General features: G+C 75.0%; 14 protein-coding genes and 2 pseudogenes. 7 read left to right on the top strand and 9 right to left on the bottom strand.

The window, feature by feature from the left end; translation table 11 throughout:
* The 3 genes from EAO77_RS39030 to EAO77_RS32520 form a co-directional block, all read left to right on the top strand.
* A partial coding sequence (locus EAO77_RS39030; protein WP_187283517.1) for a hypothetical protein occupies positions 1–595 on the top strand: 595 nt, incomplete at its 5' end.
* A gap of 129 nt (positions 596–724) precedes the next feature.
* Positions 725–1,753, top strand: coding sequence for an Acg family FMN-binding oxidoreductase (locus EAO77_RS32525; protein ID WP_147991922.1), 1,029 nt, complete (start codon positions 725–727; stop codon positions 1,751–1,753).
* A 130-nt stretch (positions 1,754–1,883) separates the two neighbouring features.
* Positions 1,884–2,501 carry a glyoxalase gene (locus EAO77_RS32520; protein WP_147991921.1) on the top strand — a complete coding sequence of 206 codons (618 nt, stop codon included), beginning with the start codon at positions 1,884–1,886 and terminating at the stop codon, positions 2,499–2,501.
* Positions 2,502–2,547: 46 nt separating this feature from the next.
* On the opposite strand, the gene EAO77_RS32515 is transcribed toward EAO77_RS32520, so the two are convergent.
* A complete protein-coding gene (locus tag EAO77_RS32515; protein ID WP_147991920.1) occupies positions 2,548–3,387 on the bottom strand; it encodes an NAD(P)H-binding protein in 840 nt (279 codons plus the stop codon).
* Positions 3,388–3,481: 94 nt separating this feature from the next.
* On the opposite strand from EAO77_RS32515, the gene EAO77_RS32510 reads away from it, so the two are divergent.
* Positions 3,482–4,075 carry a TetR/AcrR family transcriptional regulator gene (locus EAO77_RS32510; protein ID WP_147991919.1) on the top strand — a complete coding sequence of 198 codons (594 nt, stop codon included), beginning with the start codon at positions 3,482–3,484 and terminating at the stop codon, positions 4,073–4,075.
* A gap of 76 nt (positions 4,076–4,151) precedes the next feature.
* Here EAO77_RS32510 and EAO77_RS32505 read toward each other — a convergent pair whose 3' ends face one another.
* The gene (locus EAO77_RS32505; RefSeq protein WP_261994243.1) at positions 4,152–5,564 is read right to left on the bottom strand and encodes a serine/threonine-protein kinase; all 1,413 of its coding nucleotides are present in this window, start codon (positions 5,562–5,564) and stop codon (positions 4,152–4,154) included.
* Between the two features lie 282 nt (positions 5,565–5,846).
* On the opposite strand from EAO77_RS32505, the gene EAO77_RS32500 reads away from it, so the two are divergent.
* Positions 5,847–7,235, top strand: a complete 1,389-nt coding sequence (locus EAO77_RS32500) for an MFS transporter (protein ID WP_187283516.1) — start codon at positions 5,847–5,849, stop codon at positions 7,233–7,235.
* Between the two features lie 282 nt (positions 7,236–7,517).
* Here EAO77_RS32500 and EAO77_RS32495 read toward each other — a convergent pair whose 3' ends face one another.
* From EAO77_RS32495 to EAO77_RS32470, 6 genes are all read right to left on the bottom strand, one after another.
* A complete protein-coding gene (locus EAO77_RS32495) occupies positions 7,518–9,416 on the bottom strand; it encodes a helix-turn-helix domain-containing protein (protein ID WP_147991917.1) in 1,899 nt (632 codons plus the stop codon).
* A gap of 131 nt (positions 9,417–9,547) precedes the next feature.
* Complete coding sequence (locus EAO77_RS32490; protein WP_147991916.1) at positions 9,548–10,387, bottom strand: 3-hydroxybutyrate dehydrogenase; 840 nt, start codon at positions 10,385–10,387, stop codon at positions 9,548–9,550.
* A 55-nt stretch (positions 10,388–10,442) separates the two neighbouring features.
* Positions 10,443–10,925, bottom strand: coding sequence for an NUDIX hydrolase (locus EAO77_RS32485; protein WP_147991915.1), 483 nt, complete (start codon positions 10,923–10,925; stop codon positions 10,443–10,445).
* Between the two features lie 23 nt (positions 10,926–10,948).
* A complete protein-coding gene (gene lnt, locus EAO77_RS32480; protein WP_147991914.1) occupies positions 10,949–12,559 on the bottom strand; it encodes an apolipoprotein N-acyltransferase in 1,611 nt (536 codons plus the stop codon).
* A gap of 95 nt (positions 12,560–12,654) precedes the next feature.
* A complete protein-coding gene (locus tag EAO77_RS32475; RefSeq protein ID WP_147991913.1) occupies positions 12,655–13,218 on the bottom strand; it encodes a hypothetical protein in 564 nt (187 codons plus the stop codon).
* 158 nt (positions 13,219–13,376) lie between these two features.
* Positions 13,377–14,165 carry a glutamate racemase gene (locus EAO77_RS32470; RefSeq protein ID WP_147991912.1) on the bottom strand — a complete coding sequence of 263 codons (789 nt, stop codon included), beginning with the start codon at positions 14,163–14,165 and terminating at the stop codon, positions 13,377–13,379.
* Between the two features lie 58 nt (positions 14,166–14,223).
* On the opposite strand from EAO77_RS32470, the gene EAO77_RS32465 reads away from it, so the two are divergent.
* Positions 14,224–15,435, top strand: coding sequence for a glycosyltransferase (locus EAO77_RS32465; protein WP_147991911.1), 1,212 nt, complete (start codon positions 14,224–14,226; stop codon positions 15,433–15,435).
* A 27-nt stretch (positions 15,436–15,462) separates the two neighbouring features.
* On the opposite strand, the pseudogene EAO77_RS32460 reads toward EAO77_RS32465, so the two are convergent.
* Positions 15,463–16,077: pseudogene (locus tag EAO77_RS32460) on the bottom strand (Tellurium resistance); the annotation flags it as partial.
* Here EAO77_RS32460 and EAO77_RS41125 point away from each other — a divergent pair.
* A pseudogene (locus EAO77_RS41125) lies at positions 16,046–16,312 on the top strand (Tellurium resistance); the annotation flags it as partial. The pseudogenes EAO77_RS32460 and EAO77_RS41125 overlap by 32 nt on opposite strands.

Raw genomic sequence — 16,312 nt, 5'->3', positions numbered from 1 at the left:
GCCGCCCCCCGCCGGCCGGCCGCTCCCCCTGCGGCGCCGGCGCCGCAACCCGCTGCGCCGCCGGTGCGACCAGGTACGGGCATGGATCAACGCGGCGCTGACCGCCGTGGTCCTCGCGGCCGTCCCCGTCGTCACCGTGACCGTGGGCCGTGCCGTGCACGGGTCGCTCTCCGCGGCGGCCGACGCGCGCGCCGCGACGCTGCACCGGGTCACGGCGGTGGTGGAACGGGACGCCCCCCGGCACCCCGAACCGGGGTCGGCGGAGGCGGACCTGGCCCGCTATCCGGCACCCGTCCGCTGGACCGGCCCCGACGGCCGGGTGCACCGCGGCGAGGCCGGGGTGCCCGCGGGGGTGACGGCGGGCAGCACCGTCCCGGTGTGGTGCGACGCGCAGGGCCGGGCGGCGGCGGCGCCGATGTCCGCGGCAGAGATCCGCAACCGGTCCATCGGATGGGCGGGCGCGTCGGGTACGGCGGTCGCGGTGGCCGGGGCGGTCACGTACACCGTCGTCGGCCGGGTGCTCGACCGGCGTCGGCTGGCCGAGTGGGACGCCGCCTGGGCGGCGGCCGCCCCTCGCTGGTCCGCCTCGGCCTGACCGGGCACCGGCCCACCGGACAGGGCCGTTCGGCCCTGTCCGGGCGGGGTGCGACGGAGGGACCATGGACGTGACGGGACGGGGATCCCCCTCCGGCCCGCAAGGCCCCTCGTGCGGGAGATGGGTTCCATGTCTGCTGCGTCCGCGTCCGTACCCGGCCCGGAGGCCGTGTCCTCCTGGGTCGCCGATGCCGTACTGGCCCCTTCGATGCACAACGCGCAGCCATGGCTGTTCCGTTACGACCGCACCCACGGTGCGCTGACCCTGCTGCTGGACGCCTCACGCACCATGCCGCGCACCGACCCCGCCGCCCGCGGACTCCATCTCGGCTGCGGCGCCGCCCTGTTCAACCTGCGGGTCGCCGCCGCGCACGCGGGATGGGAGGCCCGGGTGCACGTCCGCCCGGCCGGATTCGCCCCCGATCTCCTCGCGGCCGTCACCTTCGCCCGCGCCGCCGCGGGGACGGAACAGGACGCCGCGGGAACGGAGCAGGAGGGGGACGGCCTCGCCGCACTGCACCCGGCGATCGCCCGGCGGCACACCAGCAGGGCCCCCTTCACCGACGAGCCCGTGCCGCCGGAGCTGCTGGACCGGCTCCGGGAAGCCGCGCTGGCGGAGGGCGGCGCGCTCGACGTCGCGGACGAGTGGCGCGGCCAGACCCTCACCGACCTGGCGTGGGACGCCGAGCAGGAGGAGAAGCTCTCGCCCGAGGCGCGGGAGGAGATCGCGCACTGGACGTCCGAGCGGGCCCGCAACGCCCCGGAGGGCATTCCCACCTACGCTCACGGCCCCAGGCGCCAGGGCGGCCGGGCGCTCGTGCGGGAGTTCCCGGGCACCGGAGAGGAGGACGGCGCCGACCCCGGGACCGCCGTCTTCGAGTGGTCGCCGTGTCTCGCCGTCCTCGGCACGCACCGGGACGAGCCGGCGGACTGGGTGCGTGCGGGCCAGGCCATGGAGCGGGTGCTGCTGCGCGCGACGCTGGACGGGCTGTCCACCTCGCTCAACTCGCAGGCGCTCGAACGACCGGGCCTGCGCTGGCTGCTCCGGGACCCGCTGTCGGGCGCGGCCTGTCCGCAGATGCTGATCCGGCTCGGCTACGGGCCCGAGGCGCCCGCGACCCCGCGGCGGCCGCTGTCCGAGGTGCTCGTCGTCGACTGACGGCGGGCGTGCCGCGCCCGCCGGGGTGCCCGCCGACCGAACCCGCGCCCGACCCCGCGGCGCACGGGAACCGTCGCACCGATCAGGAATCGAGAAGCACCCGCGAGGGGGTGCCGCCTAGCGTGACGGCATGAGCTTCGAAACAGTCACCCTCGAGGTCGCCGACGTCACGGCCGCCACTCGTTTCTACTCCGCCTTCGGCCTGGGCACGCAGATCGGCCTGCGGGAGTCGGACGCGCCGTCGGCTGGCTTCCGCGGCTTCTCGATGTCGGTCACGGTGTCCCAGCCGTCCGGTGTGGACGCCTTCGTCGGCGCCGCCCTGGACGCCGGCGCCACGCCCCTGAAGCCCGCGGCGAAGTCCTTCTGGGGTTACGGCGGCGTCGTCCGTGCCCCCGACGGGACGATCTGGAAGATCGCCACGTCGGCGAAGAAGAACACCGGACCGGCCACCCGGGAGATCGACCAGCTGGTGCTCCTGCTGGGTGCGGCGGACGTCGCCGGCAGCAAGCGGTTCTACGTGGAGCACGGCCTCGCCGTGGCGAAGAGCTTCGGCCGCAAGTACGTCGAGTTCGCCCCGTCGTCGGGCCCCGTGAAGCTGGCCCTGTACGGGCGCCGGGCCCTGGCCAAGGACGTCGGCGTGCCCGAGGAGGGCTCCGGCTCGCACCGGCTCGTCCTCGGCGGCGACCGCGCCTTCACCGACCCGGACGGCTTCGCCTGGGAGGCCGCCTCCCTGACGGCCGCGCCCTGACCCCGCCTTGGCCGGCCCCCGCCGCGGCGGGGGCGGCGGGCGGGTCTCAGCGGAAGGCCGGCAGGTGGCGTGCGACCCAGTCGCCGAAGGGCCTCGCCGGCCGGCCCAGCACGTCCGGCACACCGGGCGCGACGGCCTGTTCCAGGGGCAGCGGTGTGCCGAGCACGTCGAGGGAGCCGTCCACGACCTCGGCGGGCATGACACGGACCATGTGCGCCCGGGCCTCCTGTCGGGACAGTTCGGCGAAGGCGACCTCCTCGCCCAGCGCCTCGGAGAGCACCGCGGTCTGCTGCCGGGGGCTGACCGCCTCGGGGCCGGTCAGCTCGTAGGTGCGGCCGCTGTGGCCGTCCTCCAGCAGGGCCGCCGCCGCGACCTCGGCGATGTCCGCCGGATCGACGACGGGAAGGGCCACGTCGCCGAACGGCGCGTGGACCGTGCGCCGGGTGCGGACGGTCTCGGCCCAGCCGAAGGCGTTGGAGGCGAACCCGCCGGGACGCAGGATCGTGAAGTCGGTGCCCGAGGCGCTCACGGCCGCCTCGAACGCGCGCAGCCGCGCATGCGAGGGAGCCCCCGGGCGGGTGGCGTTGATCTGCGACGAGAGCAGGACGATCCGGCCCACTCCGGCGTCCTTCGCCGCCTCGACCAGGGCCTCGGGGCTCTCGCCCCGGACGTTGAGCGCCCCGCCGAGCAGGACGAACAGGGCGTCCGCCCCGGCGAGCACCGGCCGCATGGCGGCCGAGTCCCCCACGTCCGCCGGAACATGGCGGACCGCGGGCTCCGCGGGGCGCGGTCCGCGCGAGACGGCGACGACCTCCTCGCCCGCCGCGGTCAGCAGGGGTACCAGCGTCCGGCCCACGTTGCCCGTCGCACCCGTCACCACGATCATGATGGCCTCCTCCGGTTGCGAGTTAGTTGACTGACTAACTCGACTCGGAGAGGACCGTACCCCGCCGGCCGACGGGGTGTCTATAGTCAGTCGGATGACTGACTCGACGAAGCCCCGGGCGAAGGCGGCGGACAAGCGCCGGCGTCTGACCACCGAGGCGGCCCGCGTCCTGCACGAGAAGGGTGTCGAGCGCACCACCCTCGCCGACATCGCCCGCGCGGCCGACGTGCCGGTCGGGAACGTGTACTACTACTTCAAGACCAAGGACGACCTCGTCCGTGCCGCACTGTCCGAGCACAGTGCGCACCTGGGCGAACTCACCGGCCGGCTCGACCGGCTGCCCGACCCCCGCGACCGGCTCAAGGGCCTGGTCGAGACATGGGTCGGCCAGCGGGAGGTCGCCGCGCTCCACGGCTGCCCGACCGGCACCCTCGCCGCCGAGCTCGACAAACGCGCCGACGGCGTCCTCGACGTGGCGGCGGGCACGGTGATCCGCGAACTGCTGGACTGGGCCGCGGCCCAGTTCCGCGCCCTGGGCCTGCCCGACGCCGACGGCCTGGCCGTCACTCTGGTCTCCGGCTACCAGGGAATGTCCCTGCTGGCCAACGCGCTGCGGGACCCGGAGATCATGACCCGCGAGGGCGCACGACTGCTGCGCTGGCTGGACTCACTGGACACCGCCGGGTGACGGGAAGGGGCCGAAGCTGCCGCACGGCTCACGCCTCCCCCGCCCGTTCACGGCCCACCCGCCGGACGGTGCCCTCTCACCTCGTGTGCTTCGCCTTCGGAGACTTGGCCTTCACCGGCCGGGGCTGCGCCTTCCCGTGCTCCGGCGGGCCTCCTGCCGCCCTGCCTTCCGGCCCGCCGGGCTCACCCCGGCCCCCGGCCGGGGCGGTCTGTCCGGTGGCCTGTCCGGCGGGGGACCCGGTCCGCGGATCGCGGCCGGAAGCCGGCACCGCGGATGCGGACGAGGGATCCGGACGGTCCGCCGGGGACGAAGGCGGGGCAGTGGCGGTCCGGCTCGGCGGGTGGGAGGGCTCGTCCTCGGCCTCGGCTGACCGGCCGCCGTCGGCGCCGGTCAGCGTGGTCCCGAACAGGGCCAGCACCGCACCCGCCGTCAGGAGGGCGCGGCCGGCGCGGACGGAGGGTCCCGCGGGGGAGGACGGCTTCGGAGCCCGGTCGCCCTCGCCCGGCGTCGCCGTGGCCTCGGGAACGGCGCCACGCGCACGGGCCCGTGTCGTCGCCGGCCGCAGGGTGTCACCGGCCGGGCTCCGGTCCTCGCCCAGGGGACCGGCCCCCGTGAGGGCCGGCGGCCCGGGGCGCCCTTCCGGCACGGTGGGCACGGCGGACACGGCGGACACGGCGGACAGGGCCCGCCAGCAGGCGTGGGCGTCCGGCCGGCTGTGCTCGTCCGGATCCGTCATGGCCTCCAGCAACTCGGCGAGGGCGCCCGGCAGGCTCTCCGGGATGACCGGCGGCCGGTGCAGCCGGGCGACAGCGGCTTCCAACGGGGCTCCCCCGTACTCCAGTTCACCTTTCACGGCTTCGAGGAGCACCAGGCCGAAGCTGTAGACGTCCGCGGCGGGCCCCGCTCCTCTGCCCAGTACCTGCTCGGGTGCCATGTAGGCGGCCGTCCCCACCAGCGCGCCGGTGTCGGTCCGGGTGGCGGTGTCGAGCTGCCGGGAGATGCCGAAGTCGGACAGGTAGGGGGCACCCGTCTCGCCCAGGAGGATGTTCGACGGCTTGACGTCACGGTGCACGACCCCGGCCGCGTGCACATGGGCCAGCGCCGAGGCCAGCGCGGCTCCGAACCGTGACGCCTCGGCGGGCGTCATCGGGGCCGCGGCGATGCGCCGGCTCAGCGTCGTCCCCCTGACGAGCTCTATCACCAGGTAGGGCCGTCCGTCCTCCTGGCCGTAGTCGTAGACGGTGACCAGGCCGGGGTGGTGCAACCGGGCCAGCAGACGGCCCTCGTCGGCGAAACGTTCCACCGCCTGCGCCTCGCCTTCCGGGCGGAAGACCTTCAGCGCCACCGGTCGACGCAGGCGCAGGTCGAGTGCCTCGTACACGTCGGCCGCGCCGCCGCGCCCGAGCAGGTCGTCGAGCCGGTAGCGGCCGGCGACCACCTGGGCCGTGAGCCGGAGGTCCGGTATGCCGGACCACGGGCGGACCTTCATCTGCGCTCCCTCCCGTGCCCTCTCCTCGTCCGCTCACGCGCTGGTGTCCCGGACCGGTGCCCACCGTCCGCGGGCCAGGACTGCGCGTACCCGCTCAGCGCGCGGACATCCGCTCAAACGGCCGGGCCCTGCCCGGCGGAGAACCCGGCACCCGCTCCATGGTGGGCGCGCGCACCCCGGCCCGCAGAACTATGGTGTCCCACCACATACGCCTGTGACCTGCGTCTTCCTACGGTGTGGCGACACGGAAACGTCCCCGCCAACTGTCCGGAAGTGGTGTTCATGGCCGCCCCCGCATCCGCTCCACCAGCGCCGAACTCGCTCAAGCGCATCGTCGCCGCGAGCCTCATCGGCACCACCATCGAGTGGTACGACTTCTTCCTCTACGGCTCAGCCGCCGCTCTGGTGTTCAACAAGCTGTTCTTCCCGGACTCGGACCCGCTCGTCGGCACCCTGCTGTCCTTCCTGACCTACGCGGTCGGCTTCGCCGCCCGGCCTCTGGGCGCACTGGTCTTCGGACACTACGGCGACCGGCTCGGCCGCAAGAAGCTCCTGGTGCTCAGCCTGCTGATGATGGGCGGCGCGACCTTCGCCATCGGGCTGCTGCCCACCCACGCGGCCATCGGCTCGATGGCGCCCGTCCTGCTGACCGTGCTGCGGCTGGTGCAGGGCTTCGCCCTCGGCGGCGAATGGGGCGGGGCGGTGCTGCTCGTCTCCGAGCACGGCGACGCCAGGCGGCGCGGCTTCTGGGCCTCGTGGCCCCAGACCGGCGCTCCCGCCGGTCAGCTGCTCGCCACGGGTGTGCTCTCCGCGCTCACCGCCCTGCTCTCGGAGTCCGCGTTCACCTCGTGGGGCTGGCGCATTCCGTTCCTGCTCTCCGGCGTGCTCGTGATCGTCGGTCTGTGGATCCGCCTCTCCGTCGACGAATCACCCGTCTTCAAGGCCGCGCTGGAGCAGGCCGAGCAGCGCAAGGCGGAGGCCGGAAAGGTCGAGAAGATGCCGCTGGTCGCGGTGTTGCGGCACCACTGGCGCGATGTGCTGATCGCCATGGGCGCCCGTATGGCCGAGAACATCAGCTACTACGTGATCACGGCCTTCATCCTCGTCTACGCGACGACCGCGGTGGACATGAGCAAGCAGACCGCCCTCAACGCGGTGCTCATAGGATCCGCCGTCCACTTCGTGACGATCCCGCTCTGGGGCGCGCTCTCGGACCGGATCGGCCGCCGGCCCGTGTACCTGATCGGCGCGGTCGGCGTCGGCGCCTGGATGTTCCCGTTCTTCATGCTCATCGACCGGGCGTCGTTCGGATCGCTGCTGCTCGCCGTCACCGTCGGCCTGGTGCTGCACGGCGCCATGTACGCCCCGCAGGCGGCCTTCTTCTCGGAGATGTTCGCGACCCGGATGCGGTACTCGGGCGCCTCGATCGGCGCGCAGTTCTCGTCGGTGGCCGCCGGCGCGCCCGCGCCGCTGATCGCGACGGCGCTGCTCGCCGACTACGACTCGTCCACCCCGATCGCGCTGTACGTGATCGCCGCCGCCCTGCTGACGGTCGTCGCCATCGCCTGCGCCAAGGAGACCCGCGACCGGGACCTCAACGACGTGGCGGGCGACGCGGACCCGGCCCCGGAGCAGGTGCCGGCTCCGGCCGACGCCGCCCGCACGGTCTGACAGCCGCCGCACACGGCCGCGCGAACAGGCGCGGGACCCCCGGCCGGGGTCCCGCGCCTGTTCGCGCTCCCGCCACGGACGCACGCGCGCGCGTCCGGGCGGCGCGCACCCGCCGGAGCCCGGGGCGCCACGCACACCCGGGAACCCGGGCCACGCACACACACGCGGGGGCCGGGCCACAGACGCCCACGCAGGGGCCGGGCCCGGGCACACGACATCCACGCGCGCCAGGCCGCGCACGCCGGAGACCCGGCGGACGCGCGGGCGCCCTGGCCGGGGGCCTCACTCGTCGCCGGTGACCGCCGTGGACATGCCGTGCAGCCGCAGCGCCAGCTGGATCTCCAGCGCCCGCCCCGGGGTCTGCCAGTCGGGGCCGAGCAGCCTGCCGACGCGCTCCAGCCGCTGGGCGACGGTGTTCACATGGACGTGCAGGTCGTCCTTGGTGCGGGCGGGGCTCATACCGCTGGCGAAGTACGCGGCCATGGTCCCGACCAGGTCGGTCCCCCGGCGCCGGTCGTAGGCCACGACCTCGCCGATCGTGCGGTGCACGAAGCCGTCGATGTCGCCCGGGTCGGCGAGCAGCAGCCCGAGGAACCCGAGGTCCTCCGCGGCGGCGCCCTGGCCGGCCCGGCCCAGCAGGCGCAGGGCGTCCAGGCAGCGGCCGGCCTGCTCGTAGGCGGCCCCGATCGGCGTGGGATCGCCCGCCGGGGAGGCGACGGGCGACGAGGCGCCGACCGTGACGGGCTCGCGCAGGGTGCCGCCGAGCTGACGGGCCGTCCGGCGGGCGAGCGCGGCGGGGGTGTCCTCGGCCCCCAGCGGGAGCAGCAGCACCGTGCCGCCGTCGCGGGCTGCGGCGAGCCCCGCGCCGGTGGCGGCCAGGTGGGAGGCGGCCGACCACAGCCGCTGGCGGTCGGCACTCTCCCGCGCGGCCGACGCCGGACCGGCGCCGGTCCCTGCTCCCGGGCCCTCGATGCGGGCCGCGAGGACCACATGGGGCGTGTCGAGGTCCGCGCCGAGGCGCGCCGCGCGCTCCCGCAGGAGCCGCGGGTCGCGGTCCGGGGCGTCGAGGAGGTCGTCGAGGAGCTCGCCGCGTACGCGTCGCTCGGCGTCGTGGGCGGAGCGGCGGGCGAGCAGCAGCAGCGAGGTCACCATGGCGGCCCGCTCCAGGGTGCGCTGGTCGACCGGGTCGAGGGTGGGATGGCCGCGCAGGACGAGGGCTCCGAAGACCTCCCCGCCGGCGGACACCTCGGCGATCCAGTCGTCCCGGTGGCGTACCGCGTGCCCGTCGGTCCCGGCGAGCCGCGGCGCGTCCTCGGTGAACTCCACGGTGCCGTCGAGGACTTCGGAGAGCGCCGCGGCCACGTCGTCGACCCCGCCGCCGCGCAGCACCAGTTCGGTGAGGCGGTCGTGCACGTCGGAGGCGCGCTCGATCACTCCGCTGTGGTCCTGGATGATCCCGTTCGCCCGCTCCAGTTCGGCGAGTGCGGACCTGGTCTCGGCGAGCAGGTTGGCCGTGTCGATGGCGACGGCGGCGTGCGCGGCGAACGAGGCCATCAGCGCGACCTGCTCGCGTTCGAAGACGCGGGCGCGGCGGTCGGCCGCGAAGAGCACGCCGATGACCTGGCTGCCCAGCATCAGCGGTACGCCGAGGATGGCGACGAGCCCCTCGTCCTTGACGGCCGCGTCGATGGTGCCGGTGTGCTCGAAGCGGGCGTCCTCGAAGTAGCTGTCGGTCACGTACGGGCGGGCGGTCTGGGCGACGAGACCGCCGAGGCCCTCACCCATGCCGAGCCGCACCTGCTGGAAGCGGGCCGACACGGACCCCTCGGTCACCCGCATGTAGGTGTCGCCAGCGAGCGGGTCGTTGAGGCTGAGGTAGGCCACCTCGGTGCCGAGCAGGGAGCGGGCGCGCTGCACGATGGCGCGCAGCACGGCGTCCAGGTCGCGCAGCCCCGCCAGGTCGTGCGCGGTCTCGAAGAGCGCGGACAGCTCCGCCTCCCGCCGCCGTCGCCCCTCCAGCTCGGCGCGGACGCGCAGCGCGAGCTGCTTGGCGTGCTCCATGGCGGCGAGGGTCTCGGCGTCGGCGCCGTGCGCCCGTGCCATCAGCACGGGCCGGTCGTACGCCTCCGCGGCGGCACCACGGGCGAGGAGCTCCAGGTAGGCGGCTTGGTCCAGGGACATGGGGACAGGATTACCCGTCCCCGGCGCCCCGGCGCCAGCCCTGTGGAGAACTCCGCCCCCGGCCCCCGCGGCGGTCGGCCCCGGCGGGGTGCGGCCGGCCCCGGTCCGCCCGCCGGCGGTGCCGTCAGGGGTCAGTGGGCGGTCCATCCGCCGTCGAGCGCCACGGAGGTGCCGGTGATGAAGGACGCCTGCGGGCTGCACAGGTACAGCACCGCCTCGGCGACCTCGTCGGGCTCGATGAGCCTCTTGATCGCGGAGTCCTTGAGCAGGACCTCGGTGAGCACCCGCTCCTCGGGCAGCGCGTGGGCGGCCGCCTGGTCGGCGATCTGCTTCTCCACCAGCGGGGTGCGCACATAGCCGGGGTTCACGCAGACCGAGGTGACGCCATGGGGAGCGCCTTCGAGGGCCGCGGTCTTGGAGAGTCCTTCGAGGCCGTGTTTGGCGGCCACGTACGCGGACTTGAAGGCCGAGGCGCGCAGTCCGTGGACCGACGAGATGTTGACGATCCGCCCCCACTGCTGGGCGTACATGTGCGGCAGCGCCCCCCTGATCAGACGGAACGGGGCCTCCAGCATCACCGTGAGCACGGTGTGGAACACGTCCGGGGGGAAGTCCTCGATGGGGCGGACCAGTTGCAGACCCGCGTTGTTGACCAGGATGTCGGCGCCCGCGGCGACGGCCTCGGCGGCGTCCAGGTCGGTCAGGTCGACCACCCGGGGCTCCACCGCCCCGGCCAGTGCGTCGGCCCCTTCCACCAGGGACGCCAGCCCGTCGGCGTCCCGGTCCACCGCTCTCACCTCGGCACCCGCGGCGGCGAGCCGGAGCGCGCAGGCGCGCCCGATGCCGCCCGCGGCGCCGGTGACCACGGCGGTGCGTCCGCCGAGGTCGAGGGAGACGGAGTGACCGGCGGCGTCCGGCGCGGGGGCGGGCGCGGGGGCCGGTGCGTGGCCTGGTGTGGAGGGCGGGGTCATGCTCCGCACCCTAGGCAGTGATCAACCCCCGACCGATGTGGTCAGCGCCCATACTTCAGTGCTCATTGGTGGGCTGGAACCATGCCGGTCCCTCGGTCATCGCCTGTTTGATCCGGAACAGGGCGAACTCCTGGAGGTCCGGCAGCGCGTCCACCGCGAACCACCCGACGTCGAGGGACTCCTCGTCGTTGACCCGCGCCTCGCCGCCCACCGCGTGGCAGCGGAAGGTGATGTCCATGTACTGGCAGATGTCGCCGTTGGGGTACGTCACCGGCCGCGGCAGCGCCTGGACGAGGACGACCCGGTCGGCGACGCAGCGCACGGCGGTCTCCTCGTACACCTCGCGCTCGGCGGTGACGGCCGGCTCCTCGCCGGGCTCGCAGATGCCGCCGACCACCGACCACAGCCCGGTGTCCGCGCGCCGCCCGAGCAGCACGCGGCCGAGGTCGTCGAAGACCACGGCGCTGACCCCGGGCAGGTAGAGCAGCTGGTGACCGGCCATGGCCCGGATGTCGCGGATGTACTCAGGGGTACCCATGCCCCGACCCTAACCGGCGGTGGTCACCGAGCCGCGGTCGCGCCCGCGCGCCGCCGCCGCTCCCGCACGGCGTCCGCCGCGACCTTGCCCAGTCCGCCCGCGGCGAGCAGCAGCAGCGCCACCTCGGGCAGCACGCCCAGCCGGGTCGCCGGCGTCTGCGAGGAGCGCAGCGGCACCTCGGCGACGAGCGCGTCCGGCGTGAACATGGCCGTCTGCTCGACGATCCGCCCGTCGGGCATGATCACCGCACTGACCCCGCTGGTCACGGGGACGACCACCGACCTGCTGTGCTCCACCGCCCGCACCCGGGACATGGCGAGCTGCTGGTAGGTCATCTCGCTGCGGCCGAAGGTGGCGTTGTTGCTGGGGACGGAGATCATCCGGGCGCCGTGGGTCACGGTGTCCCGGGCGGCGTCGTCGAAGGCCGCCTCGAAGCACGTCACCAGGCCGACCCGGGTGCCCGCGAGGTCGAAGACACCGACCTCGTCACCCGGCCCGAAGTCACGGCGGACCCGGTCCACGTCGGAGTTGAAGATCCTCACGAGCGACCGCATCGGGATGTACTCGCCGAACGGCTGCACATGCCGCTTGTCGTAGGTGGCCACCGGGCCCCGGCCGGGCTCCCACTCGATCAGGGTGTTGCGCAGCGGCCCGGTGTCCGGTGTGAGGACGGCCCCGACGACGGTCGGGACGCCGATGGCGTCGACGGCCCGGTCGATGACGAGCCGGGCGTCGGAGTTGCGGTACGGGTCGAGGTCGGAGGAGTTCTCCGGCCAGAGCACGAAGTCGGGGCGCGGCTCGCGTCCGGCGGCCACGTCGGCGGCGAGCTGCTCGGTACGCCGGGCGTGGTTGTCGAGGACGGCACGCCGCTGGGCGTTGAAGTCGAGACCGAGGCGCGGCACGTTGCCCTGGATGGCGGCCACGGTCGCGGTCCCCTCCTCGGCGGAGTCGTCCACCAGCGGGCGGGCCGCGAGGGCTCCGGCGAGCGGCACCAGGAGCGCGAGCAGGGCCGTCGCGGCGGCGGCCCGCGGCAGGGTGCCGGTGCGCCGGAACGCGACCCCGCGGCGCAGGGTCTCGTACAGCCCGAACCCGCACAGGGCGACGGCGAAGCTCAGCAGCGGGGTGCCGCCGACGGCGGCGAGCGGCAGGAACACGCCGTCCGCCTGCCCGAAGGCGATCTTCCCCCAGGGGAAGCCGCCGAACGGCACCCGGGCGCGGGCCGCCTCGCCGGCGATCCAGACGGCCGCACCCCACAGCGGCCAGGCGGCGAGCCGGGAGACGGCACTGATGCCGGTGCAGGCCACGGCGACGAACAGCGCCTCGGCGAAGGCGAGGGCGAGCCACGGGACGGGGCCGACCTCCTCGCCGGTCCACACCAGCAGCGGGAGCATGAAGCCGAGACCGGTGAGGAGACCGAGGCCGAGGGCCCCGCGCAGCCGCCGGCCGCGCAGGGTCCAGCCGAGCAGGGCGAACGCGGGGACCGCGAGCCACCACAGGGGCCTCGGCGGGAAGCTCAGGAAGAGCAGCACCCCCGACAGGGCCGCGGCGGCGGGCCGCACGAGCCGGCCGGCGAGCGACCGGGCGCTCCGGGAGGCGGGCCGGGGGGTGTCGACGGGGGCGATGGTGGTGCTCACCTGCCGGAGTCTACGGCGGGGCTCCGTGCACCCGTCGGCGCGGGCGGTCCGGGACGCCGCCCCACGGCTGAAGGCCCGGGCCGACGGGGCCGTGCTCAGGTCTGCGGTACGGAACCGGAGTGCAGGCGGCGGATGCGGTCCCGGATCACGCGCACCGCGAGCTCCGCGTCGTCGACGGTGACGGTGAAGGCCGTCCCGTCACCCAGGGTCACGACAAGTCCCTCGCCCCGGCGCACCACGACGGCGGTCCCGCGCTCGGGGCGCCAGCGGCATCCCCAGCCGCCCCACTGGCGGGGTGTGACCTTGGGGTCGAACTCCGCGGCGACGACTTGGTCGAGCGGGATGCGGCGGCGCGGGAGTCCCATGTGCCCGCAGCGCACCTCGACCGCGTCGCGGTCGACGGTGACCTCGACGTGCACGAAGGCGAGCGTGCCGTAGAGCATCATCAGGCCGGCGGCCACGCAGCCGACGACGGCCATCACGAGTGCCACGACGCCGGTGGTCCAGTTGCCGTCGACGGCGAGCTTGATGCCCAGCGCCAGGCAGGCGGCGCCGGCCCCCGCGAGAACCCATTGCATGCGGTTGGTCGCGCGGCCGGTCCAGGTCTCGGGCAGGGGCTCGGCGGCCGAGGACCCCACGTGACGGAGATGGTGCCTCATGCTGTGGAGGGTACCCAGGAAGCCCGCGGGGAGCATCGTCCGCTCGTGACGGACCGTAGTTCCGCCAGCGGTCGCGGGGTGCGGCGGGTCGGCAACCGGGGGCGGGCCGGCGCCGCCCGGGCCGCGCGGCGGGTGCCTCGGGGGAGGCGGCGGGTGCCTCAGACCGCGGGGGCGGCGGCCCGGAGCAGGCGGCCCTCGGCGTAGGCGAGGGCGGCGGGCGGCAGGACGGACTCACGGCCGCTGAGGAGCACGGTGATGCGCCCGGTGGGCTCGGCGTCCGGGGCGGCGGGGATCCCGCCGCGGCGCAGCGCCTGGGCGGCGACGGCGTCGGCCGAGCCGTGGAAGACGGGCTCGGGACCGTCGCCGGCGGGCGCGACGGCGGCGCGGATGCGTTCGGCGACGAGTTCGTAGTGGGTGCAGCCGAGGACGAGGGCCCCGAGGCCGGACGGCGTCAGGGCCGCGGCGGCGGCCACGGCCCGGGCGACGGCCTCCTCGTCGGCCTGCTGCACGGCGTCGGCGAGGCCGGGGCAGGGCACCTCGGTGACGTCGACGCCCCGGGCGAAGTCCTCGATCAGGCCGCGCTGGTACGGGCTGCCGGTGGTCGCCGGGGTCGCCCAGATGGCGACCGGACCGCCGGCGGCGCTGGCCGGCTTGATCGCGGGGACGGTGCCGATCACCGGGAGGCCGGGTTCCAGTTCCGCGCGGAGCGCCGGCAGCGCGTGCACGGAGGCGGTGTTGCAGGCGACGATCAGCGCGTCGGGCCGCCGGGCGGCGGCCGCCCGTGCCACCACGAGGGCCCGCTCGGTGAGGTCCTCGGGTGTACGGGGGCCCCAGGGCATGCCGTCGGGGTCGGAGGAGAGGACGAGATCGGCGTCCGGCCGGAGACGTCGTACCGCGGCGGCGGCGGGCAGCAGTCCGATTCCGGAGTCCATGAGCGCGATCTTCACCCGGTCACCATAGTCGACCGCCGCCCGGCGGCCGCCGGTGTGGGGCAGACTGCGGCGAATGAGCGCTCTTGCGTGGATTGCGACGGCATCCCTGGTCACCTGGTGCTTCCTGCTGTTCAGCCGCGGCTTCTACTGGCGCACGGACCAGCGGCTGCCCGGGTACGGGGAGCCGGCCCGGTGGCCGGACGTGGCGGTCGTGGTGCCGGCGCGCGACGAGGCGGAGGTGCTCGCGCTGAGCCTGCCGTCGCTGCTGCGCCAGGACTATCCGGGGCGGGCCGAGATCGTGCTCGTCGACGACGGCAGCGCGGACGGGACGGGCGAGCTGGCGCGTTCCCTGGCCGCCCGGCACGGCGGGCTGCCGCTGACGGTGTCGGCGCCGGGCGAGCCGGACCCGGGCTGGACGGGCAAGCTGTGGGCGCTGCGGCACGGGATCGCCCTGGCCGAGGCCCGCGAGCCGGAGTTCCTGCTGCTGACGGACGCGGACATCGCCCATCAGCCCGACAGTCTGCGCGCGCTGGTGGCGGCGGCGGGGCCGTCGGCGGACGCTTCGCGCCGCGGACGGGGCGGCCGGGACTCCTACGACCTGGTGTCGCTGATGGCGCGGCTGCGGGTGGCGGGCGGCTGGGAGCGGCTGGTGGTGCCGGCCTTCGTGTACTTCTTCGCCCAGCTCTACCCGTTCCGCTGGATCAACGGCTCCCGGACGGGGACGGCGGCAGCGGCGGGCGGCTGTGTGCTGGTGCGGACCGAGGCGGTCCGGCGGGCGGGTGTGCCGGAGTCGATCCGGCAGGCGCTCATCGACGACGTCGCCCTGGCCCGGGCGGTGCGGGGGCAGGGCGGCCGTCTGTGGCTGGGGCTCGCGGACCGGGTGACGAGCGTCCGGCCGTATCCGCGGCTGCGGGACCTGTGGGCGATGGTGTCGCGCAGTGCGTACGCGCAGCTGCGGCACAGCCCGGTGCTGCTCGCCGGTACGGTCGCGGGGCTCCTGCTGGTGTACGTGGTGCCGCCGGCGGCGTTCGCGGCCGGACTGCTGGGCGGCGATCCGGCGGCGGCCTGGGCCGGAGGGCTCGCATGGGCCGTGATGGCGGGCACGTACGGGCCGATGCTGCGCTACTACGGCGAGCCGCTGCGCATGGCGCCGCTGCTGCCGTTCACGGCCGTGCTGTACCTGCTGATGACGGTCGACTCGGCGGTGCGGCACCACCGGGGCGCGGGCGCGGCCTGGAAGGGGCGCACGTACGCCCGTCCCGAGGCCGCGCCGGAGCGGCGGTGAGGGCCCGGCCGGGACCGGGCCCTCGGGTCACTTCCTGCCCGGGGTCCAGTTCATGCCCCAGCCGTAGGCGTAGTCCACGGTGCGCTGGGGGCTGACGCCGCGCTCGGGCACCAGGAACCGGGCCTCGCGCTGGACGACGAGGTCGGAGCCGGTGTTGGTGATCAGCGCGAGGGCGCAGACCGTGGACGGGACGGTGCACTGGCCGAGCGAGAAGTCGATCGCGGCCCCGTGCTGCGGCTGCAGGGTGACGGTCGCGTCGAGGTCGGCGAAGCTGCGGGCGCCTTCGTAGATGGTCACGAAGATGAGCACGCGGCGCAGTGCGGCGGTGTGGTCGAGGTTGACGGTGAGGTTCTCGCCCGAGGTGCCGCCGGTGCGGTCGTCGCCGTCGAGGTGGATGTACGGGGGCTGGTCGAAGGCGCCGAAGGCGTTGCCGAGTGCCTGGACGACTCCCTTGCGGCCGTCGGTGAGTTCGTAGAGGGCGCACAGGTCGAGGTCGAGGTCGCCGTGCATGGCGACGGCGCGGCCGAGCTTGGCCCCCCAGCCCTGGAACTGCTTGCGGACCTGCCAGCTGAGGTTGACCCGCATCGCGCCCGAGGTGCCGCCCTGCTTGATGAGCGAGACGGCGGGCGCGATGCGGGTCAACCTCAGCTGGCAGGTCCGCAAGCAGTTCCAGGGCTGGGGGGCCAAGCTCGGCCGCGCCGTCGCCATGCACGGCGACCTCGACCTCGACCTGTGCGCCCTCTACGAACTCACCGACGGCCGCAAGGGAGTCGTCCAGGCACTCGGCAACGCCTTCGGCGCCTTCGACCAGCCCCCGTACATCCACCTCGACGGCGACGACCGCACCGGCGGCACCTCGGGCGAGAACCTCACCGTC

Origin of the sequence: Streptomyces sp. T39, from assembly GCF_008042045.1 — a bacterium.
In the GTDB taxonomy this organism is placed as follows: Bacteria; Actinomycetota; Actinomycetes; order Streptomycetales; family Streptomycetaceae; genus Streptomyces.
The sequence above is the reverse complement of the archived record's forward strand: the minus strand, read 5'-3'. Positions and strand labels throughout refer to the sequence as shown.